This is a genomic window from Streptomyces hundungensis (genome assembly GCF_003627815.1).
GTDB classification, from domain to species: Bacteria; Actinomycetota; Actinomycetes; order Streptomycetales; family Streptomycetaceae; genus Streptomyces; species Streptomyces hundungensis_A.
The window spans coordinates 1,417,455-1,439,508 of sequence record NZ_CP032698.1; the positions used below are offsets into that span (position 1 = coordinate 1,417,455).

Annotated in this window: 19 protein-coding genes; 10 read left to right on the top strand and 9 right to left on the bottom strand. The window is 71.2% G+C overall.

Annotated elements, in window-relative coordinates; genetic code table 11:
- The first annotated feature begins 22 nt into the window (after positions 1 to 22).
- From egtA to DWB77_RS06375, 6 genes are all read left to right on the top strand, one after another.
- Positions 23 to 1,276 (top strand): ergothioneine biosynthesis glutamate--cysteine ligase EgtA, encoded by a 1,254-nt coding sequence (egtA, locus tag DWB77_RS06350; RefSeq protein WP_120720305.1) that lies wholly within the window; start codon positions 23 to 25, stop codon positions 1,274 to 1,276.
- Entirely contained in the window at positions 1,273 to 2,574 is a 1,302-nt protein-coding gene (gene egtB / locus DWB77_RS06355) for an ergothioneine biosynthesis protein EgtB (RefSeq protein ID WP_120720306.1), read from the top strand. Before egtA ends, egtB begins: the two co-directional genes overlap by 4 nt.
- The gene (gene egtC / locus DWB77_RS06360; RefSeq protein ID WP_120720307.1) at positions 2,574 to 3,326 is read left to right on the top strand and encodes an ergothioneine biosynthesis protein EgtC; all 753 of its coding nucleotides are present in this window, start codon (positions 2,574 to 2,576) and stop codon (positions 3,324 to 3,326) included. The genes egtB and egtC overlap by 1 nt, the downstream gene beginning before the upstream one ends.
- Complete coding sequence (gene egtD / locus DWB77_RS06365; RefSeq protein WP_120720308.1) at positions 3,326 to 4,288, top strand: L-histidine N(alpha)-methyltransferase; 963 nt, start codon at positions 3,326 to 3,328, stop codon at positions 4,286 to 4,288. Before egtC ends, egtD begins: the two co-directional genes overlap by 1 nt.
- A gap of 114 nt (positions 4,289 to 4,402) precedes the next feature.
- Complete coding sequence (locus tag DWB77_RS06370; RefSeq protein ID WP_120720309.1) at positions 4,403 to 4,918, top strand: DUF2243 domain-containing protein; 516 nt, start codon at positions 4,403 to 4,405, stop codon at positions 4,916 to 4,918.
- Positions 4,918 to 5,742 carry a cytochrome c oxidase assembly protein gene (locus DWB77_RS06375; protein WP_120720310.1) on the top strand — a complete coding sequence of 275 codons (825 nt, stop codon included), beginning with the start codon at positions 4,918 to 4,920 and terminating at the stop codon, positions 5,740 to 5,742. Before DWB77_RS06370 ends, DWB77_RS06375 begins: the two co-directional genes overlap by 1 nt.
- Here the strand turns inward: DWB77_RS06375 and DWB77_RS06380 are convergent.
- From DWB77_RS06380 to DWB77_RS06390, 3 genes are all read right to left on the bottom strand, one after another.
- On the bottom strand, positions 5,722 to 7,083 hold the full coding sequence (locus DWB77_RS06380) for an NAD(P)/FAD-dependent oxidoreductase (RefSeq protein ID WP_120720311.1): 1,362 nt from the start codon (positions 7,081 to 7,083) through the stop codon (positions 5,722 to 5,724). The genes DWB77_RS06375 and DWB77_RS06380 overlap by 21 nt on opposite strands.
- Positions 7,084 to 7,296: 213 nt before the next feature.
- Complete coding sequence (locus DWB77_RS06385) at positions 7,297 to 7,788, bottom strand: peptidylprolyl isomerase (protein ID WP_120720312.1); 492 nt, start codon at positions 7,786 to 7,788, stop codon at positions 7,297 to 7,299.
- Between the two features lie 84 nt (positions 7,789 to 7,872).
- A complete protein-coding gene (locus tag DWB77_RS06390; protein ID WP_120720313.1) occupies positions 7,873 to 9,123 on the bottom strand; it encodes an extracellular solute-binding protein in 1,251 nt (416 codons plus the stop codon).
- 244 nt (positions 9,124 to 9,367) lie between these two features.
- Between DWB77_RS06390 and DWB77_RS06395 the strand changes: the two genes are divergently transcribed.
- The gene (locus tag DWB77_RS06395) at positions 9,368 to 9,589 is read left to right on the top strand and encodes a dodecin (protein WP_120720314.1); all 222 of its coding nucleotides are present in this window, start codon (positions 9,368 to 9,370) and stop codon (positions 9,587 to 9,589) included.
- Between the two features lie 179 nt (positions 9,590 to 9,768).
- On the opposite strand, the gene DWB77_RS06400 is transcribed toward DWB77_RS06395, so the two are convergent.
- Positions 9,769 to 10,257, bottom strand: coding sequence for an LNS2 domain-containing protein (locus DWB77_RS06400; RefSeq protein ID WP_120720315.1), 489 nt, complete (start codon positions 10,255 to 10,257; stop codon positions 9,769 to 9,771).
- Between the two features lie 288 nt (positions 10,258 to 10,545).
- Between DWB77_RS06400 and DWB77_RS06410 the strand changes: the two genes are divergently transcribed.
- Together DWB77_RS06410 and DWB77_RS06415 are read left to right on the top strand one after the other, a co-directional pair.
- Complete coding sequence (locus DWB77_RS06410; protein WP_120720317.1) at positions 10,546 to 11,607, top strand: LLM class flavin-dependent oxidoreductase; 1,062 nt, start codon at positions 10,546 to 10,548, stop codon at positions 11,605 to 11,607.
- A 35-nt stretch (positions 11,608 to 11,642) separates the two neighbouring features.
- Positions 11,643 to 14,012, top strand: coding sequence for an ATP-binding cassette domain-containing protein (locus DWB77_RS06415; RefSeq protein WP_120720318.1), 2,370 nt, complete (start codon positions 11,643 to 11,645; stop codon positions 14,010 to 14,012).
- Between the two features lie 181 nt (positions 14,013 to 14,193).
- Here DWB77_RS06415 and DWB77_RS06420 read toward each other — a convergent pair whose 3' ends face one another.
- Entirely contained in the window at positions 14,194 to 14,475 is a 282-nt protein-coding gene (locus tag DWB77_RS06420) for a type II toxin-antitoxin system RelE family toxin (RefSeq protein ID WP_120720319.1), read from the bottom strand.
- Between the two features lie 3 nt (positions 14,476 to 14,478).
- Positions 14,479 to 14,760, bottom strand: coding sequence for a type II toxin-antitoxin system Phd/YefM family antitoxin (locus tag DWB77_RS06425; RefSeq protein WP_246033433.1), 282 nt, complete (start codon positions 14,758 to 14,760; stop codon positions 14,479 to 14,481).
- A 2,024-nt stretch (positions 14,761 to 16,784) separates the two neighbouring features.
- On the opposite strand from DWB77_RS06425, the gene DWB77_RS06440 reads away from it, so the two are divergent.
- Complete coding sequence (locus DWB77_RS06440) at positions 16,785 to 18,533, top strand: glycosyl hydrolase family 18 protein (protein ID WP_120720323.1); 1,749 nt, start codon at positions 16,785 to 16,787, stop codon at positions 18,531 to 18,533.
- A gap of 88 nt (positions 18,534 to 18,621) precedes the next feature.
- Here DWB77_RS06440 and DWB77_RS06445 read toward each other — a convergent pair whose 3' ends face one another.
- The 3 genes from DWB77_RS06445 to DWB77_RS06455 are packed head-to-tail and all read right to left on the bottom strand — an operon-like array spanning position 18,622 to position 22,029.
- On the bottom strand, positions 18,622 to 19,377 hold the full coding sequence (locus tag DWB77_RS06445; RefSeq protein ID WP_120720324.1) for a succinate dehydrogenase/fumarate reductase iron-sulfur subunit: 756 nt from the start codon (positions 19,375 to 19,377) through the stop codon (positions 18,622 to 18,624).
- Entirely contained in the window at positions 19,374 to 21,323 is a 1,950-nt protein-coding gene (locus tag DWB77_RS06450) for a fumarate reductase/succinate dehydrogenase flavoprotein subunit (protein WP_120720325.1), read from the bottom strand. Before DWB77_RS06450 ends, DWB77_RS06445 begins: the two co-directional genes overlap by 4 nt.
- Position 21,324: 1 nt before the next feature.
- Positions 21,325 to 22,029 (bottom strand): succinate dehydrogenase, encoded by a 705-nt coding sequence (locus DWB77_RS06455; RefSeq protein ID WP_120720326.1) that lies wholly within the window; start codon positions 22,027 to 22,029, stop codon positions 21,325 to 21,327.
- Positions 22,030 to 22,054 lie beyond the last annotated feature (25 nt).

The window sequence follows — 22,054 nt, forward strand, 5'->3', positions numbered from 1 at the left end:
CCGGAAAGGGTGGCATCCGTCCATGACCGCACGTGAGTTGACCGAGGCAGAGGCCGACGACCTGCTGCGCTGCATATGTTTCAAGACGGGCCCGCCACGCGCCGTCGGCGTGGAGCTGGAATGGCTCGTCCACGACGCCCACCAGCCCCGGCTCCCCGTCCCGCACGACCGTCTCAGATCCGCCTACGCGGCCTTGCGCACGCTGCCGCTGCGATCACCGCTCACCGTCGAACCCGGCGGCCAGCTGGAGCTCAGCTCGCTGCCCGCCGCATCCCTCATGGAATGCGTCTCCACCGTCTCCGCCGATCTGACGGCGGTCCGCGCCGCCCTCGCGGAGCGCGGCCTCGCACTCGTCGGACTCGGCCAGGACCCCTGGCATCCCCCGCGCCGCATGCTGCACGAGGCGCGGTACGACGCCATGGAAGCCCATTTCGACCGTACGGGCCCGGCCGGCCGGGCCATGATGTGTTCCTCGGCCTCCGTACAGGTCTGCCTCGACGCCGGCCACGAGGAGCCGGGCCCCCTCGGCTTCGGGCGGCGCTGGTTGATGGCGCATCTGCTGGGGGCCGTGCTGGTCGCCGCGTTCGCCAACTCGCCGCACCGCCCCCGCACCTCGACCGGCTGGCGCTCGGTCCGCCAGGCCCACTGGAGCGACATCGACCCGGTGCGCGCGCTCGCCCCGCCGCTCGACGCCCCGCCGCGCGCGGCCTGGGCGGCGCACGTCCTGGACGCGCCCGTCATGTGCGTACGGGCGGAAGCGGGGCCGTGGTCCGCACCCCCGGGGCTCACCTTCCGGCAGTGGCTGCGCACCGGGGAACCACGGCCTCCCACCCGGGACGACCTCGACTACCACTTGACCACCCTGTTCCCGCCGGTGCGACCGCGCGGCCACCTGGAGCTGCGCATGATCGACGCCCAGCCCGGCGACGACGGATGGACCGTGCCGCTCGCCGTGACCCACGCCCTGTTCGACGACCCGGAGGCGGCCGAGATCGCCTACCGCACCGTCAAACCCCTGGCCGAGCGCGCCGGTTCGCAGTCCGCGCCGCGCAACCCGCTGTGGCACGCCGCGGCCCGGGACGCACTCGCCGACCCGGAACTGCGCGAGGCGGCCACGGTGTGCTTCGCGGCGGCGCTCGACGCGCTTCCCCGGCTCGGCGCGACCCGGGAACTCCAGGACCGGGTCGCCGCCTTCACCGACCGCCATGTCGTACGGGGCCGATGTCCGGCCGACGACGCCTCCTCGCCCGTCCCACCGAAGGACAGCCGCATATGACCGACCCGGAGCTGCTCAGGGCGCGTGCCCTGACGGCACTCACCGCCGCGCGCGCCCGTACCGGCGTGCTCACCTCCAGCGTCGACGACCGTGAACTGACCGCGCAGCACTCGCCGTTGATGTCCCCGCTCGTCTGGGACCTGGCCCACATCGGCAACCAGGAAGAGCAGTGGCTGCTGCGTGCCGTCGCCGGGCAGGACGCCATCCGCCCGGAGATCGACTCCCTGTACGACGCCTTCGAGCACCCCCGCGCGTCCCGCCCCACCCTGCCGCTGCTGGCGCCCGCCGAGGCGCGCCGGTACGCCGCCGATGTGCGGGGCCGCGCCCTGGACGTACTGGAGCGCACTCCGCTGCGCGGCGGTCCCTTGACGGATGCCGCGTTCGCGTTCGGGATGATCGCCCAGCATGAACAGCAGCACGACGAAACGATGCTGATCACCCATCAGCTGCGCAGCGGACCTGCCGCGCTCACCGCGCCGCAGCCGCCGCCCGGCACGACCGAGGGCCTGCCCGGGGAGGTCCTGGTGCCCGGCGGCCCGTTCACGATGGGCACCTCCACCGAGCCGTGGGCCCTGGACAACGAGCGCCCCGCGCACCAGCGCGTCGTGGCCGCCTTCCACCTCGATACGACCCCGGTGACCTGTGGGGCGTATCTGTCCTTCATCGAGGACGGCGGCTATCGCGAGGCACGCTGGTGGGCGCCGGCCGGCTGGGCGATGGTGCGTGAACACAAGCTCGACGCCCCGCTGTTCTGGCGCCAGGAGGGCGGCCAGTGGCTGCGCAGGCGGTTCGGGGTGACGGAGCCGGTGCCTGCGGACGAACCCGTGCTGCACGTCAGCTGGTACGAGGCCGACGCGTACGCGCGCTGGGCGGGGCGGCGCCTGCCGACCGAGGCCGAGTGGGAGAAGGCGGCGCGCCACGACTCCGTCTCGGGCCGCTCGCGCCGCTACCCCTGGGGCGACGCCGACCCCACCCCGGCCCACGCCAACCTCGGCCAGCGCCACCTGCGCCCCGCGCCCGCCGGGGCGTACCCCGAAGGTCAATCGCCCGATGGCGTACGGCAGTTGATGGGCGACGTGTGGGAGTGGACGGCGAGCGACTTCCTGCCCTATCCGGGCTTCGTCGCCTTCCCCTACCGCGAATACTCGGAGGTCTTCTTCGGTCCTGAGCACAAGGTGCTGCGCGGCGGGGCGTTCTCCGTGGACGAGGTGGCCTGCCGGGGCACCTTCCGCAACTGGGACCTGCCGGTGCGCCGCCAGATCTTCGCCGGTTTCCGCACCGCACGGGACGCCGCCTGATGTGCCGTCATATCGCTTACACCGGGCAGCCGATGGCGCTCGGTGAGCTGCTGGTGCGGCCGTCGCACGGACTGTATCGGCAGGCGTGGGCGCCGCGCCGGCAGCGGTACGGCACGGTCAACGCCGACGGGTTCGGCGTCGGCTGGTACGCCGACGGCGACACGGTGCCCGCCCGTTACCGGCGGGCCGGACCGATCTGGGCCGACCCGAACCTCCTGGACCTGGCCCGGGTGGTGCGCTCGGGGGCGCTGCTCGCGGCGGTGCGGGACGCGACCGAAGCGGGCGCGGACAGCGAGGCGGCGGCGGCCCCGTTCGCGCACGGCCGCTGGCTGTTCAGCCACAACGGCGCCCTGCGGAACTGGCCCGGCAGCGTGGCCGCGCTCGCCGCCGCACTGCCCGCCGAGGCCCTGCTCCGCCTGGAGGCGCGCTGCGACGCGGCCTTCGTGTGGGCGCTGGTGCTGCACCGTCTCAGCAGCGGCGACGACGCGTCCCGGGCCCTGTCCGAGACCGTCGCCGAGCTGGCCGCCGCGGCGCCCGACTCACGACTGAACCTGCTGCTCACCGACGGCGAGACGGTCACCGCGACCGCCTGGGGCGACACCCTGTGGTATCTGCACACGCCCGGCCGCTCGGCCGTCGTGGCCTCCGAGCCCTACGACGACGATCCGCTCTGGTGCGAGGTGCCCGATCGCACCCTGCTCACCGCCACTCCCACCGACGTCCTGCTCACCCCCCTCAAGGAGCCCCAGTAGTGCGCCCCTTCCAGCTGACCCGCACCCTGCCCGAGGACGCCACCGGGGCCGCACTGCGCGCCGATGTGCTGCACGGGCTGACAAGCACCCCCAAGTCCCTGCCGCCCAAGTGGTTCTACGACGCGCGCGGCAGCGAGCTGTTCGAAGAGATCACCCGGCTTCCCGACTACTACCCCACCCGCGCCGAGCGGGAGATCCTCACCGACCGCGCCGCCGAGATAGCCGCCGCGACCGGTGCCCACACCCTGGTCGAGCTGGGTTCCGGCTCCTCGGAGAAGACCCGGCTCCTGCTGGACGTGCTGCCCGCGCCGCTGACGTACATCCCGGTCGACGTGAGCGAGAGCGCGCTGACCGGGGCGGCCGAGGGGTTGCTCGCCGAGCGTCCCGGTCTGCTCGTGCACGCGCTGATCGCGGACTTCACACGGGTCCTGGAACTGCCCCGCACTCCGGGCCCCCGGCTCGTGGCGTTCCTCGGCGGCACCATCGGCAATCTGCTGCCCGATGAGCGCGCCGAATTCCTCACCTCGGTGCGGAAGTTGATGGAGCACGGCGACTCGCTGCTGATCGGGACCGATCTGGTGAAGGAGGAATCCGTCCTGGTCCGCGCGTACGACGACCCGACGGGCGTCACGGCGGCCTTCAACAAGAACGTGCTCAGCGTCATCGACCGGGAGCTGGGCGCGGACTTCGACCTGGACGACTTCAGCCATGTCGCGCTGTGGAACCGCGAGGAGGAGTGGATCGAGATGCGGCTGCGGGCCCGCCGCGACGTGACCGTGAAGATCCCGGAACTCGACCTGGTGGTCTCCTTCGCCGAGGGCGAGGAGCTGCGCACCGAGGTGTCCGCGAAATTCCGTGAGCAGGGCGTACGGGCCGAGTTGGGCGCGGCCGGGTTCGTGCCGTCGCGCTGGTGGACGGATGCCGCCGGACGGTTCGCGCTCTCGCTGGCGACCGCGGGCTGAGACCAGGAAGGCTCAATTCGAACGCTTGCCCGCATCCGGGTGCGGGCAAGCGGACGGGTGGGCCGTTCCACGCCGGGCGGCCTTCCCCAGACTCCTACCGAGGACGTGCCGCCGATGGTGACTCCATCCCGTGCTCCCTCCCCTTCCCGGACCACCCCCGGGCCGGTGCGCGGCCGTCCGCTGCGGGCCCGTTCGGTCTGGTCGGGTGTGCTCATCGGCGTGGGGATCGCCGCCTTCGTCGATGAGACGGTCTTCCACCAACTGCTGCACTGGCACCACTTCTACGACCGCTCGACGCCCGGCGTCGGCCTGGTCTCCGACGGCCTCTTCCACGCGTTCGGCTGGTTCGCCGTGGTCATCGGCCTGTTCATGGTCGCCGATCTGCGCCACCGGGCAGGGTTGGTGGGGCGCGCCCTGGCCGGGGGCGTCCTGACCGGCACGGGGGCGTTCCAGCTGTACGACGGCACGGTCCAGCACAAGCTCATGGGCCTGCACCAGATCAGGTACCACGTCGATCTCACCCCGTACGACCTGACGTGGAACATCCTCGCCGTGGTGTTCCTCGGTGTCGGAGTGGTGTTGCTCCGAAGTGCTCGCTCCTCGAAGTCCCTTTCCGCGCCCGGGCGTTGATGGTGCATCAGCACGGCGCGGGGCAGCCCGGCGCGCTCGCGCTGATCGTCGCCGGGGTGGCGCTGTGTGCGGAGGTCGCCTACGGATGGGCGGCGGCACGGCTGCGGCGCCGCGGGGACCGGTGGCCGCCCCTGCGGGACCTGTGGTGCGCCGCGGGCTCGGCCGTGGTCGTGGCGGGGGCCCTGTTCCCGTTTCCCGGTGGCCCCTTCACCGCCCACATGGCCCAGCACCTGGCCACGGGGATGGTGGCGCCCCTGCTGCTCGTCCTCGGCCGCCCACTCACGCTCGCCCTGCGCTCCCTGCCGCCGGGAGGCCGGCGCCGGCTCCTCGCCGTGCTGCGCTCACGGCCCCTGAGCGGCCTCACGAACCCCCTGGTGGCGGCGGCGCTCGACGCGGGCGGGCTGTGGCTGCTGTACCGGACGCCGCTGTTCGCCCTCGCACACGAACGGCCCTGGCTCGGGTGTCTGGTACATGCGCACGTCCTGGTGGCCGGTGTGCTGTTCTCGGCCGTCGTCTGCTCGCTCGACCCGCTGCCGCGCCACGGCATGGCGGTCAGATCGGCGGGGCTGGTGGGAGCGGGGGCCGCGCACTCCGTCCTGTCCAGGACCCTGTACGCGGCCGCTCCGCCCGGCACGGGCTTCGCCGCGGGCGACCTCTCGGCCGCGGCCGAGCTCATGTACTACGGCGGCGACCTCGTGGAGATCGCCCTCGCGGTCGTCGTCGGGCTCCAGTGGTACGCGGCCTCCGGCCGCCGCCTCGCGCGCGAGAACCGGCGCGGGGCGACCGACCGGAGGCCGCCGGCCTCAGCCCCGTACCGTCAGTGACGCGGTGTGCGCCCGGACCTGATCAGGGGTCAGATAGGCGTCGGTGTACTCGAAGTCCTTCAGCGTGGCGGGCTTTTGGGCCTGGAAGCCGGTGCGGACGAAATCGTCGCCCGCGATCGCGTTGAGCATCCAGTTGGTCAGCACCCTGGTCTTGGCGACATTGGTACGCAGCGCCGACCAGTGGTAGCCGCGCGCCACCGCCTGGGCGGGCAGACCGCGCAGTTCGATGCCGAGCGGCTTGGAGACGGCGTCCCGGCCGCCGAGGTCCACCACGAGGCCGAGGTCCTTGTGGACGTAGGGCCGCAGCGACTCGCCCCGCAGCGAGGCCACGATGTTGTCGGCGAGCTTGGGGCCCTGGCGCATCGCGTGCTGGGCGGTGGGCGGGCAGAAGGCGCCCTCGCCCTTGGCGAGGTCGGGCACGGCCGCGGCGTCGCCGAGCGCGAAGACGCCGTCCAGGCCGGGCACGGTCATCTCGGGGGTGACCAGGAGCCGGCCGCGTTCGGTCTCCGCGTCCAGGGTGCCCACCAGCGGGCTGGCGGCGACGCCGGCCGTCCAGATCAGCGTGCGGCAGGGCAGGACACGGCCGTCGGTGAAGGTGACCTTGTCGGCGCCGGCCTCGGCGATGGAGACACCGAGCGACACCTCGATCCCGCGCTTGCGCAGGATCTCCAGGGCGGCCGTGCCCAGCTTGTCGCCGAGTTCGGGCATGAGCTTGGGCGCGATGTCGATGAGGTGCCACTTGATCTGGCGCGGGTCGAGACGCGGATACTTCTTGACCGCGTGCTGGGTGATGCGCTGGAGGCAGGCGGCGGTCTCCGTGCCCGCGTAGCCGCCGCCGACCACGACGAAGCGCAGCCGGGAGGCCCGCTCGTCCTCGTCCTCGCTCGCGTCGGCCAGGTCGAGCTGGGAGATGACGTGGTCGCGGATGTACGCGGCCTCCGCGAGGGTCTTCATGCCGCGGGCGTGTTCGACGAGCCCGGGGATGTCGAAGGTGCGGGTCACGCTGCCGGGCGCCAGAACGATGTAGTCGTACGGCTGGTCGAGTGTCTCACCGGTGATCTTGCGGATGACGCAGATCTTCGCCTTGGGGTCCACGCCGATGGCGCCGCCGGGGATGATCCGGGTGCGGTGCCTGGCGCTGCGCCGCAGGGAGACGGCGACCGACTGCGGGGTGAGGACCCCGGACGCGACCTGGGGAAGCAGGGGCAGATACAGCTGGTAGGAGAACGGGGTGACCAGGGAGATCTCCGCTTCTCCCGGTTGGAGGCGGCGTTCCAGGCGCCGTACGCATTCGACCCCGGCGAAGCCGGCGCCTACGACGAGAATCCTCGGTCGTGCCACGGTGTGCGTCCTTTCCCTGGGACCTGCGAACGGGGACGAGTACTGGGCCGTCCACTGCCCGAGTGCCCCTGACCGGCGTTCGTCAACATCCCCATAGTGATCAACGCGGCCCGCCCGCACCACCGAACCGCGCGCATCACCCACGCGAAACGGCGCCGTCCACCCGGAGAGAATCCGGGTGAACGGCGCCGTTCGGGTGCCGGTGGGACGACGTCAGGCGACGACGCCGCTGTCGCTGATGACGATGTCCTTGCTGGGGGCGCCGCTGCGGCTGCCGAGCCCCTCGATCTTCTGCACGATGTCCTGGCCCTCGACGACCTCGCCGAAGACGACGTGCTTGCCGTCGAGCCAGGGGGTGACGACGGTCGTCACGAAGAACTGGGAGCCGTTGGTGTTCGGGCCGCGGTTGGCCATCGACAGCAGGAACGGCCGGTCGTGCTTGAGGGCGAAGTTCTCGTCGGCGAAGCTGGCGCCGAAGATGCTCTTGCCGCCGGTGCCGTTGCCGTCGGTGAAGTCGCCGCCCTGGAGCATGAACTCCGGGATGACGCGGTGGAAGGAGGAGCCGGCGTAGCCGAAGCCGTTCTGGCCCGTGGCGAGCTCGCGGAAGTTGCGGGCCGTCTCCGGGACGACGTCGTCGAAGAGCCGGAAGACGATGCGGCCGGCCTTCTCGCCGCCGATGGTGATGTCGAAGTAAACGTTCTGCATGGACCCCATCCTGACATCCGCCGTCCGGCGGCCCGAGCCCGGCTCACCCCCCGCGGCCACCGCGCCGCGGAACCCGGGCGCGGCTCAGGGGAAGAGCAGCGTCGTGATCCGGTCGGAAGCGGCCTTCGCGGCCCGCTTCGGATCGGCTCCGTTCAGGACGCTCGTCATGTACGGCTTGATGGGGTTGTCCGCCTCGACGGCCGCCCACTGGGGCGAGTTGGGGGTGGCCCTGCCCTGGGCGGCGCCCCGGGCCATGGCGGCGGTTCCGGCCTGGCCCTCGACGGCGTGGGCGAGGGTGGACTTGTTGGGTACGTAGTTCATCGTCGCGGCCAGATCGGTCTGCCACTTCTCCCCGGTCAGCGCCGCGACGACCCGTACGGCCGCGGCGCGGTGCGCGGTCCTGCGCGGGATGATCAGGTCCGAGCCGCCGGTGAAGACCGCGCCCGGTTTGGCCTCGGTGGGCCCCGGGATCGGGAAGTAGCCCAGCTTGTCGGCGAGCCGGGGATTGGCCTTCTGGATGGCCTTCGCGGCCCCGGGCACCGCGATCATCTGGGCGACCTTCCCACCGGCGAAGATCCCGGCCTGCGGCGGGGTCTCCTCGTCCGCGTTCCTGGGGCCGTTGCCGAGCGCCTGGAGCTGCTTGTAGAACGCCATGCCGCGCAGCGCGGCGGGGCTGTCCAGGGCGCCCTTCCAGTCGCCGGTGCCCTCCTGGGCGAGCTCGCCGCCCTCGTCCCAGACGAATCCGGCCAGCGTGTACCAGTCCTGGCCGGCGAGGTAAATCCCCTGGTTCTGGCCGGAGTTGAGCTTGGCGGTGTCGGCGAGCCACTCGGCGCGGTCCTTCGGGGGCTTGGTGATCCCGGCGGCCGCGAAGAGGTCCTTGTTGTAGATGACGACGCGGTTGGCGGCGTACCACGGGATGCCGTACTGCATGCCGTCCACGTTGCCGGGCTGCGCCAGGCCCGGCAGCCAGGCGTCGCTGCCCCAGTCGCGCAGCGACTCCAGAGTCATGTCGAGCAGGCCGCCGCTCGCCGCGTACCGGGGCACCTGGGTGTTGCCGACCTCGATGACGTCGGGCGCGTCACCGTCCTTGAGCGCCTGGTCGATCTTCTCGCCGATCCCGGTCCACTCCTGGATCCGGACGTCGAGTTCCACGTCCTTGTGCTCCTGCTCGAAGCCGTGCTTGAAACGCTGTACGAAGTCGTCGGAGGCGCTGTTGCGCATCAGCCAGACGGTGACCTCGGTGGTGTCGTCCCCGAAGCCGGGCAGCGTGCCGCACCCGCCGAGGGAACAGACCGCCACCAGCGCGACGGAGCAGGCAAGAACACGTCGGATCATCACGAGAGGTCACCTTCTGCGAGGGGGCAAGCAGTCATGGCCCGACGTGGGGCAAGCGCGATCCGGCTTGTTCGGGTGTGGCACGTGAGTTTGGTATGGACCAATGGGGCGGTCAAGCCCCGCAGGGGACCGAACTTTTCCGGCCATCCACGCGACCGCGCCTTGCCGAGCCGTCGGCCGCTGCCTCGCGCGGTGCGCCCAGGTGGGGCACCGTGGAGTAACGCGACGAGAGGGGAGCACCTCCATGTCCAACCACACGTACCGCGTCAGCGAGATCGTCGGCACCTCCCACGAGGGCGTCGACCAGGCCATTCGCAATGGCGTCACCCGCGCGGCGCAGACCTTGCGCAATCTGGACTGGTTCGAGGTGACACAGGTGCGCGGACACATCGAGAACGGTGTCATCGAGCACTACCAGGTCGGGCTCAAGGTGGGCTTCCGATTGGACGACGACGCGGAGGCCTGAACACGAGCCGGCTGCGCGGGGCGCGACTCGGGCCAGGTCCGGCGGCGCGGGGCTTGGCGGCGTCCCTGGGTGCGCGCGCGACGCCGGGCGCGGGGCGACGCCGGGGGCAGGGCGACCGTCAGGGTCGGGCGGCGCCGTGCGGGTGGCTCGACCCGGCCCTGGAGGGAGCCGCCCCGCGCTCAGGTGCGGCCCTCCCGCTCCTGCGCGGCCTTGAGCGCCTCGCCGGCGTCGGCCCAGCGGGCCCGCACCACGCGGAAACCCGCGCGCTCGGCGGCGTCGCACACCAGCTCGTCGTCGTCCACCAGCATCCGGACCTCGCGGTCGCGCCCCAGCTTGCGCAGGATGTCCAGCTTGGTGAGCCGGGCCGGGCGCCGGTCGTCGTTGCGCCGCATGTGCAGGGCGCCTTCGGCGAGCCCCTGCGCGGCGAGCCACTCCACGGTGTCCCGGCGGCAGCGCTCGGGCCGCCCGGTCAGATAGACGACCTCGCACTCCTCGGCCGCCTCCCGGCACAGCGCCACCCCCTCGGCCAGCGGCGGATCGGCGGGGGCCGCGGCGAAGAACGCGTCCCAGTCGCGGGGCTTGCGGTCGAGGAAGCGCTGGCGGTGGGAGCTGTCGGCGAGCGTGCCGTCCAGGTCGAAGACGGCCAGGGGCCGGGTTCTGTCGATCACGCCCTCAGGCTAGAGCCCGTGCGGCCGGGCGACGGCTCGGGGCGGGTCGGGTCTGGCCGGGGGGGGGCGGGTCGGGGCACGTCGGGTCCGACCAGGATCCGCCCGGTCCATCCGGTCGGTCCGGCCCATCCGATCGGCCCGGTCGGCCCGTCCGGCCCGCTCGGCCCACTCGGCCCACTCGGCCCACTCGGCCCATTGGGTCCGTCCGGCCCGGCCCGGCCCGTTCCGTTCCGTTCCGCTCCATTCCGTTCGCGGGAATCATCCCGCACCCGCCGCGTTGAACCCGGTGTGAGCTCAACGATCGCGACGACCCGCTTCTCCGTACTCGACCGCTCGCGCATCCGTGCCGGCCACAGCGCACCGCAGGTCCCCCGCGACACGGCGGCCGGCCACGGCGGACCGCAGGCCCTGCGGGACACGGTGGCGCTCGCCCGCGAGGCCGAACGGCTCGGATACCACCGCTTCTGGGTGTCCGAGCACCACTCCGTCCCCGGCGTCGCGGGCTCCGCGCCCGCCGTCCTGGCCGCGGCCGTCGCCTCGGCGACCTCCTCGATCCGGGTGGGCACCGGCGGGGTGATGCTGCCCAACCACCAACCCCTGGTCGTGGCCGAGCAGTTCGGGGTCCTGGAGTCGCTCTTCCCCGGCCGGATCGACATGGGCCTCGGCCGCTCCGTGGGCTTCACCGACGGGATCCGCAAAGCGCTGGGCCGGGGCAAGGAGGACGCCGACGACTTCGGCGCCCAACTGGCCGAACTGCTCGGCTACTTCGACGGCAGTCAGCGCGCCCACCCCCAGGTCCACGCCCGCCCCGCCGAGGGCCTGACCGTGCCCGCCTTCGTCCTGGCCACGGGCAAGGGCGCCCGGGTCGCCGCCGAGGCCGGGCTGCCCCTCGTGATCGCGAACGTGCGCGGCGAGGACGCGATGCTGCGGGCCATCGACGGCTACCGCACGTCCTTCCGGCCCTCCGCGCAGCGCGAGCACCCGTACGTCATCGTCTCCGGCACGGTCGCCGTCGCGGAGACCACCGAGGAGGCCCGCCGGATCCTGCTCCCGGAAGCCTGGTCGACGGCGTACTCGCGCACCCGCGGCGAGTTCCCCCCGCTGACCCCGGCCGAGGACGTCCTCTCCCGAACCATGACCGACCGCGAGCGGACCCTGTTCGACGAGGCGCTGCGCGGCCAGGTGTACGGGACCGAGGAGGAGGTCGCCGACGCGCTCGAGAAGGTCATCGGGCACAGCGGGGCCGACGAGTTCCTGGTCACGACGAGCACCTACGACCGCGCGGCGCTGCTGGACTCCTACCGTCGCCTCGCCCGTCTCGCGGGTCTGGGCGAGGACCGCCGGGCCTGAAGATCACGCCGCGCGTCCGGCCGTAGGATTCCGGTATGCAAAGCCCCACTGATCCGTACGTCCGTGTCCGCGGTGCCCGCGAGCACAATCTGCGCGGGGTGGACGTCGACATTCCGCGCGACTGTCTCGCCGTGTTCACCGGCGTCTCCGGGTCGGGGAAGTCCTCGCTCGCCTTCGGCACGATCTACGCCGAGGCGCAGCGCCGCTACTTCGAGTCGGTCGCGCCGTATGCACGCCGGCTGATCCACCAGGTGGGGGCGCCCGCGGTCGGTGAGATCACGGGGCTGCCGCCCGCGGTCTCCCTGGAGCAGCGCCGCTCGGCCCCGTCCTCGCGTTCGTCGGTCGGCACGGTGACCACGCTCTCGAACTCGCTGCGGATGCTGTTCTCGCGGGCGGGCCACTATCCGGCGGGCGCCGAGCGCCTCGACTCGGACTCGTTCTCGCCCAACACGGCGGTCGGCGCCTGCCCCGAGTGCCAGGGCCTGGGCCGGGTCCACCGCACCAGCGAGGAGCTGCTGGTGCCCGACCCCTCGCTGTCGATCCGCGAGGGTGCGATCGCGGCGTGGCCGGGCGCCTGGCAGGGCAAGAACCTGCGCGATGTGCTCGACGCGCTCGGGTACGACGTGGACCGGCCCTGGCGGGAGCTGGACCCGAAGGACCGCGAGTGGATCCTGTTCACGGACGAGCAGCCGGTGGTGACGGTGCACCCGGTGCGCGAGGCCGACCGCATCCAACGCCCTTACCAGGGAACGTACTTCAGCGCCCGGCGCTATGTGATGAAGACGTTCGCCGAGAGCCGGAGCCAGCCGCTGCGGGCGAAGGCCGAGCGCTTCCTGACCGCGGCCCGCTGCCCGGTCTGCGACGGCAGCCGGCTGCGTCCCGAGGCGCTGGCCGTCACCTTCTCGGGCCGTACGATCGCCGAGCTCGTCTCCCTTCCGCTAACGGCGCTCGCGGAGCTGCTCGCCGCGGCGGACGGCGGGACGACCGCGGACACCGTCACCGCCGACCTGCTCTCGCGCATCGCCCCGGTCGTCGAGCTGGGTCTTGGCTATCTGAGCCTGGACCGGGCCGCGCCGACCCTCTCGGCGGGCGAACTCCAACGCCTGCGCCTGGCAACCCAGTTGCGCTCGGGGCTCTTCGGTGTGGTGTACGTCCTGGACGAGCCGTCGGCGGGTCTGCATCCCGCCGACACCGAGGCGCTGCTCACGGTGCTCGACCGGCTGAAGGCCGCGGGCAATTCGGTGTTCGTGGTCGAGCACCAGCTGGAGGTGATCCGGCGCGCGGACTGGCTGGTCGATGTGGGGCCGCTGGCCGGCGAGCACGGCGGGCGGGTGCTCCACAGCGGGCCACCCGCGGACCTCGCCGGCATCGAGGGCTCGGCGACACGCCGCTTCCTGTTCGACCGCTCCCCCGCGCCTCGCCGCACCGTCCGCGAGCCGCGCGGATGGCTGGAGCTGACCGGGGTGCGGCGGCACAATCTGCGCGGTGTGGACGCGGCGTTCCCGCTCGGCGTGTTCACGGCGGTGACCGGCGTCTCCGGCTCGGGAAAGTCCACCCTGGTCGACGCGCTGGATGAGCAACTCCCGGGCGTGGGGCGGTTGGTGAGGGTGGATCAGAAGCCCATCGGCCGCACCCCGCGCTCCAATCTGGCGACGTACACCGGCCTCTTCGACGTCGTACGGAAACTGTTCGCCGAGACCGACGAGGCCAAGGCGCGCGGGTACAAGGCGGGCCGGTTCTCCTTCAACGTGCCGGGCGGGCGGTGCGAGACGTGCCAGGGCGAGGGGTTCGTCTCCGTCGAGCTGCTCTTCCTGCCGAGCACTTACGCGCCCTGCCCGGACTGTCACGGCGCGCGCTACAACCCCGAGACGCTGGAGGTGACGCGCCGGGGCCGCACCGTCGCCGAGGTGCTCGACCTCACGGTGGAGGCCGCGGCCGGGTTCTTCGCGGACACCCCCGCCGCCGCGCGCAGCCTGGCCACCCTCCTCGACGTGGGCCTCGGCTATCTGCGCCTGGGCCAGCCCGCCACCGAGCTGTCGGGCGGGGAGGCCCAACGCATCAAGCTGGCGACGGAGTTGCAGCGGGTCCGGCGCGAGCACACCCTGTACGTCCTGGACGAGCCGACGACGGGCCTGCACCCGGCCGACGTGGAGATCCTCCTTCGCCAGCTGCACGGCCTGGTCGACGCGGGCCACTCGGTGGTCGTGGTCGAACACGACATGAGCGTGGTGGCGGGCGCCGACTGGGTACTCGACCTCGGCCCGGGCGGCGGCGACGAGGGCGGCCACGTGATCGCCGCGGGCCCCCCGACCGAGATCGCCGCGGCGGGCACGGGCCGCACGGCCCCCTACCTGGCGAAGGCGCTTGCGACGGCTTCTCAGGGGAGCGGAACACCGCTCTCCTAAACCGGGTGTCCCAGGTTTGCATCCTTCCGGGGCACAAGGCATTGCGCCGTTGACCTGGGGTTCTACGTGCCGAAGGCGCTTTGGTCGGCCTCGGACGCCCTCGTCCGGGGCCGCTTGCGTGAGCGGGCTGAGGAGCTGATCTGCCGAACGTCGCCCGGCAGGTCAGCGTCAACCGGGCCTCCTACGGAACCTGGCGGTAAACGTCGCGGCGATTGCCGACGGCCAGGACCCACACGATGAGTTGGCCGTTCTCGACGGTATAGACGATGCGGTAGTCCCCGACCCTCAGTCGCCAACGAGCGTCGTGCCCTTGGAGGGCTTTGACGTCGAATGCGGTCGTATCGCCCGCGTCCATTGCCCTTTGCAGTTCAGCGAGGCGATACAGGATACGCAGAGCATCCGGGCGCGGGATCTTCAGCATGTCCCGCTGGGCGTGCGGCGTGAAACGCGTGACGTGGCCCATGGGTCAGCCCTCTTGGGCGCGGAGCAAGGCGGCCATCTCTTCGAGCGAGACCGAACCTTCCGTGCCCTCGGACTCCGCTTCGTCGGCCAGCCGGTTGAGCAACGCCTCTTCGGCCTCTTCGGCGATCTGTCGCAGGCGCTGGTACTCCTGGATGTCGATCACGACAGCTTCATGTTTGCCGCGCCGGGTGATGATCGTCGGGGTTTCCTCCCGGCGAGCGCGATCGATGACGTCGGCGAGGTGACTGCGGACCTCGGCCATGGATTCAACCACCGGATCACTCATGTAATCAATGTAACAGATGTACATGACGTCGGAAACTCTCCGCTGACACACGGGCCCGTTGGCCTCTGAGGCAATCCCGTGAAGAGGGGCGCGCCGTCGCCCCGTCCCGCAACGTATGGCTGCGCCTCATGCGTCGCGACCGGGCGCGACGCAGGTCGTGGGGGTACGAGGACATCGGCCAGAGCCAACCGGCACCGGCCTCACCGTTGCGGTCCGCGCAATCCGCCACCAGCACCGCCGCCACGTTCAGCTGAACAGGCCGCCTCGGGCCCCGTCACCGGCGATGAACAGGCTGATGCTCGCCAGTCCTACGGCCAGTCCGGCATGCCGACACCGCCTACCTCCACCATGAAGGCCCAACAAGGGCACGACCCCTGGTCGGATCCGCTCCGACAGGCCGCGTGCCGCCCGTGCCTCTCACACCCCGGCTCCTGACCGCCGTGGGCGTGGCCAGTCGGCCGCGACGACAGTCCTTGGGGAAAGGCCGTACCGCGGGCAGGTTCGTTATCGGTGGGGCCGTGGAACCCCCGGGGTTCCGTGGAGCCCGCTGGCCTCTCTCGCAGTGCGCCCCGTACCTCACGCCAAGCGTGGATGACGTCAGTGAGCTTTGACAGCACCTCGGTGATCTGCGTGAGCAGCAGCATGACGGCGCCAAAGGCAGCAAGCATCAGCAGCGTCACGTCGTCCCAGCTCATGCGGATCGCCCCACGGTCCGCAAGAACGACGCTCGACGCCCGTACAGGCTGAGGGTCGCAGTCCCCAACCGCACGTCCACGCTGTCGCCGACACGGCGCCATGTGGCACCCGAGATGCCAATTCGAGGCGCCGTCAGTGACGCTGCGACGTCATCAACGTAGGGGAAGCCGTTCCACCAGAATCGCCATCGGTCCACCGAACCCCACAGCTGCTTCCCATACCACTCTTCACTGCCGTCGTTGAGCCGGCCTGGACGTCGCAGAGGGTCGGAAAACCAGTTGCCGATAGCCCACCTGCCCCGAGGATCCTGGGTCGCGATCCTGGTAGCGAGCCCAGCCAACAGGCACTCCGCATCTGCGCTCAGGACTGGTACCTCGTCCAACCGCGCCCGCTCCGAGGCGCTCAGCGGTTCGTCGACCGAGTAGAAGTCGGAGCGCGGTGAAGGACGCCGCGACGCACTCCAGGTGCCGGACGGGTTTCCGGTGATTACTGGTTCAGCGCCCGTGGGCAGATGACGCGCCACATAGGTGCGTCGGCCTCGGAACTCCTCGAGCCTGAGTCCCGGTAGAGAACTCCCCCCGTCGTTGCTGGGCAGCAAGTACGGGGCCACGTTGTGCGGAGCGTTCGTGAGAAGGACGAGCCGGTTGTAGCGAGGCGACATTGTGATGTCGTAGGCCACGAGCGTGTGCAATCCCCACCGACTGGGCGGACGAGCTTCCCCGAGCCCCCGTCGGTTGAAGAGGCCGAGCGCCACCAGGGCGCGAAGGGCACGTTGTTCCCTCAGGCAGGTATCAAGACCGAGTGAGCCGTCCCGCGGAACCCCCGCGAACGCCCCCTCTTCGGGCTCACCGGTAAATTCCGCTCGGGTTCGAGCAATGGTCTTTTTCACGGTTTCAGGCATGCTGATCCCTCGATGCCACCCGGCTGGCGCTCTCGGTCACATACCTCGTGAACCCACCAGTACTCGTACGGAGTTGGGTGCACCACACCCATGTGCAGCGTCCTCAGGTGCCGGGCCTTCGGACACATTGCCGCCCTTCGACTCTCCGCCAGCCGAATGCGGGGAGCATAGCGGACGAAAGGACGGCCCGCCGCTGGCGAGATCGGGCGGCGTCTCGTCCGCCCGGGACCTCCGGCCTCATGGAGCGAGCTCGCTGCTGGGGGACGCGTCGGCACGACTCAGATCCCCGACTCCCTTGCGTCGCAGGTCAGTTGACCCGTGAGGCAAAGCGCGTGAAATGAATTGGCCTAGACCCTTGACCGGTCGTTGGTCCAGACCAATCATGGGGCGTCCGCATCCTTCTCTCACCCCCCGTCGGAGAGCCCCGATGAGACGCCCGAGATCCGTCCGCGCCCTGCTCGCCAGCCTCAGTACCGTCGCCGCGTCCGCCGGCCTCGTCATCGGAGCCGGTGGTGCGGCGCACGCCGCTACGCCGCTGCCCGCCCATGTCTTCGCGCCGTACTTCGAGGCGTACTCCTCCGACAGCCCGGCCGATCTCGCGCAGAAGTCGGGTGCCAAGTACCTGACGATGGCGTTCGTGCAGGCCGACGCCAAGGGGTCCTGCACCCCGTACTGGAACGGCTCGACCAGCCAGCCCATCGCGTCGTCCGTGTTCGGCGCCGACATCTCCACCATCCGCTCGCGCGGCGGCGACGTCATTCCGTCCTTCGGCGGGTACGCGGCCGACAACGGCGGCACCGAGATCGCCGACAGCTGCACCAGTGTCGACTCGATAGCCGCCGCCTACGAGAAGGTCATCACCACCTATGACCTCTCCCGGCTCGACATGGACATCGAGGACAACTCGCTGACCAACAAGGCCGGCATCGACCGCCGCAACCAGGCGATCAAGAAGGTGCAGGACTGGGCGGCCGCCAACGGGCGCTCCGTACAGATCTCCTACACCCTGCCCACCACCACGAGCGGCCTCGCCGACAGCGGGCTCGCGGTGCTCAGGAGCGCCGTCCAGTACGGCGCCAAGGTCGACGTCGTGAACCTCATGACCTTCGACTACTACGACGGCGCCACCCACAACATGGCCAACGACACCCAGACCGCGGCCACCGGGCTCTACAACCAGCTCAACTCCCTCTACCCGGGCCGCACTTCGGCCCAGCTGTGGGGCATGGTCGGCGTCACCGAGATGCCCGGCATCGACGACTACGGGCCGGCCGAGACGTTCACCACGGCGGACGCCACCGCCGTCTACAACTGGGCCACCGCCAAGGGCATCAACACCCTCTCGTTCTGGGCCCTCCAGCGCGACAACGGCGGCTGCCCCGGCACCGGCGGCCAGGACGGCTGCTCCGGCATCGCCCAGGACCCGTGGTACTTCAGCCACACCTTCGAGCCCTTCACCGGGGGCGGCGGGCCGGTCCAGGACGACTTCTCGCTGGCCGTCGCGCCCGGCTCGGCCTCCGTCGCGCCCGGCGGCTCCACCACTGCCACGGTGAGCACGGCCGTGACCTCCGGCACCGCCAAGACGCTGGCCCTGACCGCCACCGGCGCACCCGCCGGGGTGAGCGCCACGCTCAGCCCGAGCTCGGTCACCGCGGGCGCCTCGGCCCGGCTCACGGTCGCCGCGTCGGCCTCGGCCGCGCCCGGCACGTACCCGATCACCGTCACCGGCACCGCGGGCGCGCTGACCCATTCGACGACGTTCACGCTCACCGTGTCGGGCCCGGGCGGCAACACCGGCGCGCTGGTCAACGGCGGCTTCGAGAGCGGCTCGCTCTCCCCGTGGACGTGCGACAGCGGCGCCGCCGTGGTGGCGAGCCCGGTGCACGGCGGCTCCCACGCGCTGAAGACCCAGCCCACCTCCGCGGCGACCGGCGAGTGCGCGCAGACACTCACCCTGGCCCCCAACACCCAGTACACGCTGAGCGGTTGGGTGCAGGGCAGCTACGCCTACCTGGGGGTGCGGGGCGGCGCCACCGCCAGCACCTGGGGCAACTCCAGCGGCTGGTCCAAGCTGACCGTGCCGTTCACCACCGGCGCCTCGGGCACCGTCACCGTCTATCTGCACGGCTGGTACGGACAGGGCGCGGTGTACGGGGACGATCTGTCGGTCGCCTGATCCGTTCAACCGCCTTTTCGAGAGCTTGAGTTGAGCCTACGGACGCGCTCCCGGGGACACCGGGGGCGCGTCCTCGCCTCGGGGACCTTCAGCGGCCGACCTTCCTCGCCTTCCGCGTCGCGCGCAGCCACTCCTTGTTCATGGCCGCGATCGACGGGAGCGGGATGCCCTTGGGGCAGGCCGTCGCGCACTCCCCCGTCAGGGTGCAGCCGCCGAAGCCCTCGGCGTCCATCTGCCCCACCATGTCCAGGACCCGCGTCTCGCGTTCGGGCGCGCCCTGCGGCAGCACGTTCAGGTGGTTGACCTTCGCCGAAGTGAACAGCATCGCCGAGCCGTTGGGGCAGGCCGCCACGCAGGCGCCGCAGCCGATGCACTCCGCGTGCTCGAAGGCGAAGTCGGCGTCGGGCTTGGGCACCGGGGTGGCGTGCGCCTCGGGCGCGGCGCCGGTCGGCACGCTGACGTAGCCGCCGGCCTGGATGATCCGGTCGAAGGCCGAGCGGTCCACCACCAGATCCTTGACCACGGGGAACGCCGAGGCGCGCCAGGGCTCGACGTCGATGGTGTCGCCGTCGCGGAACGACCGCATGTGCAGTTGGCAGGCGGTCGTGCGCTCGGGGCCGTGGGCGTCGCCGTTGATGACGAGTGAGCAGGCGCCGCAGATGCCCTCACGGCAGTCGTGGTCGAAGGCGACCGGCTCCTCGCCCCGCAGGATCAGCTCCTCGTTGAGCGTGTCGAGCATTTCGAGGAAGGACATGTCCGTCGAGATGTCGTCGAGGTGGTAAGTCGCCATGGCGCCGGGCGAGTTGGCGTTCTTCTGGCGCCAGACGCGCAGGGTGAGCTTCATGCGTAGCTCCGCTGGGTGGGGTGGACGTACTCGAAGACGAGGTCTTCCTTGTGCAGGACCGGGGCCTCGCCGGTGGCCGCGAACTCCCAGGCGGCGGCGTACGAGAACTGCTCGTCGCGGCGTGCGGCCTCGCCCTCCGGGGTCTGGGACTCCTCGCGGAAGTGGCCGCCGCAGGACTCGGCGCGGTGCAGGGCGTCGAGGCACATGAGCTCGGCGAGCTCCAGGTAGTCGACGATGCGGTTCGCCTTCTCCAGGGACTGGTTGAACTCCTCGCCGCTGCCCGGCACCTTGATGCGGCGCCAGAACTCCTCACGGATCCCGGGGATCCGCTCCAGCGCCTTGCGCAGGCCCTCCTCGGTGCGGGCCATCCCGCAGTACTCCCACATGAGTTCACCGATCTCGCGGTGGAAGGAGTCGGGGGTGCGGTCGCCGTTCACGGCCAGCAGGAGGTTGATGCGGTCCTCGGTCTCGGCGAGGGCCTCGGCGACCGCCGGGTGCTCGTCGGTGACGGGCTCCTGGCGCGGATTGCGGGCGAGGTAGTCGTTGATGGTGGAGGGCAGCACGAAGTAGCCGTCGGCGAGGCCTTGCATGAGGGCGGAGGCGCCGAGACGGTTGGCGCCGTGGTCGGAGAAGTTGGCCTCGCCGATCGCGAACAGGCCGGGCACCGTGGTCTGGAGGTCGTAGTCGACCCACAGGCCGCCCATCGTGTAGTGCACGGCGGGATAGATCCGCATCGGCGTCTCGTACGGGTCCTCGGCAGTGATCCGCGCGTACATGTCGAAGAGGTTGCCGTACTTCGCCTCGATGGCCGCTCGGCCGAGGCGCTTGATGGCGTCGGCGAAGTCGAGGTAGACGCCTTGGCCGCCGGGGCCCACCCCGCGCCCCTCGTCGCAGACGTTCTTGGCGGCGCGCGAGGCGATGTCGCGCGGGACGAGGTTGCCGTAGGAGGGGTAGATCCGCTCCAGGTAGTAGTCGCGCTCGTGCTCGGGGATCTCGGCCGCCGGGCGGGTGTCGCCCTGGGCCTTCGGCACCCAGATGCGGCCGTCGTTGCGCAGCGACTCGCTCATCAGGGTGAGCTTGGACTGGTGCTCACCGGTGCGCGGAATGCAGGTCGGGTGGATCTGGGTGAAGCAGGGGTTGGCGAAGTACGCGCCGCGGCGGTGGGCCCGCCAGATGGCGGTCGCGTTGGAGTTCATCGCGTTGGTGGAGAGGTAGAAGACGTTGCCGTAGCCGCCGGTGGCGAGGACCACGGCGTCGGCGAAGTAGGTGTCGATCTTCCCGGTGACGAGGTCGCGGGCCACGATGCCGCGCGCCGTGCCGTCCACCACGATCAGGTCCAGCATCTCGGTGCGCGCGTGCAACTCCACGTTGCCCGCGGCGATTTGGCGCGAGAGCGCCTGATAGGCGCCGAGCAGGAGTTGCTGGCCCGTCTGGCCGCGGGCGTAGAAGGTGCGGGAGACCTGGACGCCGCCGAAGGAGCGGGTGTCGAGGAGCCCGCCGTATTCGCGGGCGAACGGGACGCCCTGGGCGACGCACTGGTCGATGATCTCGACGGAGATCTGGGCGAGGCGGTGGACGTTGGACTCGCGGGCGCGGAAGTCGCCGCCCTTGACGGTGTCGTAGAAGAGGCGGTGGACGGAGTCGCCGTCGTTGCGGTAGTTCTTCGCGGCGTTGATGCCGCCCTGGGCGGCGATGGAGTGGGCGCGGCGCGGCGAGTCCTGGAAGCAGAACTGGACGACGTGGTAGCCCTGTTCGGCGAGGGTGGCGCCGGCCGAGCCGCCCGCGAGTCCGGTGCCGACCACGATGACGGTGTGCCCTCGGCGGTTGGCCGGGTTGACCAGCTTGGCCTCGAAGCGGCGGGTGTCCCAGCGCTCGGCGATCGGCCCCTTGGGCGCTCGGGTGTCGTGGACGGGGTCCCCGAGCGCGTAGTGGGTGTACGAGGTCATGTCAGCTCACCACTTCGGTCATCACGGCGACGGGTACGGCGACGAATCCAGCGAAAAGCAGCAGCGCGAGGAGGTTGGCGAGCGTCTTCAGCACCCGGTCCCGGGTGGCGTTGCCGACGCCCAGGGTCTGTGCGGCGCTCCAGAACCCGTGCCGCACGTGCAGGGCGAGCGCGGCCATCGCCACGATGTAGATCGTGTTGCCGTACCAGGTGGAGAAGGTGTCCACGACGTTCTGGTAGGGGTGGCCGGGCCGGAAGCCGGAGTGCACGGTGCCGGTCGTCAGGTCCAGGATGTGCCAGACGATGAACAGGGCGAGGATGATGCCGCCCCAGCGCATCGTGCGGGTCGCGTAACTCGCCCGGGCCCGCTTGTGGACGTAGCCGGTGGGCCGGGCCCGCAGATCGCGGCGGCTGAGCTGGTAGGCGCAGACGGCGTGGCCCACCACGGCGGCCACCAGCACGACGCGGATCAGCCAGAGCGCCCACTCGTAGTGCAGGAAGGGCTCGCCGATCGTCCGCAGCCAGTGGGCGTAGGAGTCGAACTGGCCGGCCCCGAAGAAGATCTTCAGGTTGCCCATCATGTGGACGACCAGGTAGGACAGCATGATCAGACCGCTCACGGCCATGACCGTCTTCTTGCCGACGGTCGAGTCCCAGAGGGTGCGCGTCATGGACGGCCGTTTGTCCGTCCGCGGTGCCAGAGCCATGGCATCGACGCTAGGGGCGAAGGGC

Bases quoted from the DNA above. Each gene is read 5' to 3' on its own strand.
- DWB77_RS06440 (WP_120720323.1), top strand. From the start codon at position 16,785: ATGAGACGCCCGAGATCCGTCCGCGCCCTGCTCGCCAGCCTCAGTACC.
- egtB (WP_120720306.1), top strand. From the start codon at position 1,273: ATGACCGACCCGGAGCTGCTCAGGGCGCGTGCCCTGACGGCACTCACC.
- egtA (WP_120720305.1), top strand. From the start codon at position 23: ATGACCGCACGTGAGTTGACCGAGGCAGAGGCCGACGACCTGCTGCGC.
- DWB77_RS06425 (WP_246033433.1), bottom strand. From the start codon at position 14,760: ATGAGTGATCCGGTGGTTGAATCCATGGCCGAGGTCCGCAGTCACCTC.
- DWB77_RS06375 (WP_120720310.1), top strand. From the start codon at position 4,918: ATGGTGCATCAGCACGGCGCGGGGCAGCCCGGCGCGCTCGCGCTGATC.
- DWB77_RS06445 (WP_120720324.1), bottom strand. From the start codon at position 19,377: ATGAAGCTCACCCTGCGCGTCTGGCGCCAGAAGAACGCCAACTCGCCC.
- DWB77_RS06395 (WP_120720314.1), top strand. From the start codon at position 9,368: ATGTCCAACCACACGTACCGCGTCAGCGAGATCGTCGGCACCTCCCAC.
- egtC (WP_120720307.1), top strand. From the start codon at position 2,574: ATGTGCCGTCATATCGCTTACACCGGGCAGCCGATGGCGCTCGGTGAG.
- DWB77_RS06420 (WP_120720319.1), bottom strand. From the start codon at position 14,475: ATGGGCCACGTCACGCGTTTCACGCCGCACGCCCAGCGGGACATGCTG.
- DWB77_RS06455 (WP_120720326.1), bottom strand. From the start codon at position 22,029: ATGGCTCTGGCACCGCGGACGGACAAACGGCCGTCCATGACGCGCACC.
- DWB77_RS06415 (WP_120720318.1), top strand. From the start codon at position 11,643: ATGCAAAGCCCCACTGATCCGTACGTCCGTGTCCGCGGTGCCCGCGAG.
- DWB77_RS06370 (WP_120720309.1), top strand. From the start codon at position 4,403: ATGGTGACTCCATCCCGTGCTCCCTCCCCTTCCCGGACCACCCCCGGG.
- DWB77_RS06385 (WP_120720312.1), bottom strand. From the start codon at position 7,788: ATGCAGAACGTTTACTTCGACATCACCATCGGCGGCGAGAAGGCCGGC.
- DWB77_RS06450 (WP_120720325.1), bottom strand. From the start codon at position 21,323: ATGACCTCGTACACCCACTACGCGCTCGGGGACCCCGTCCACGACACC.
- DWB77_RS06390 (WP_120720313.1), bottom strand. From the start codon at position 9,123: ATGATCCGACGTGTTCTTGCCTGCTCCGTCGCGCTGGTGGCGGTCTGT.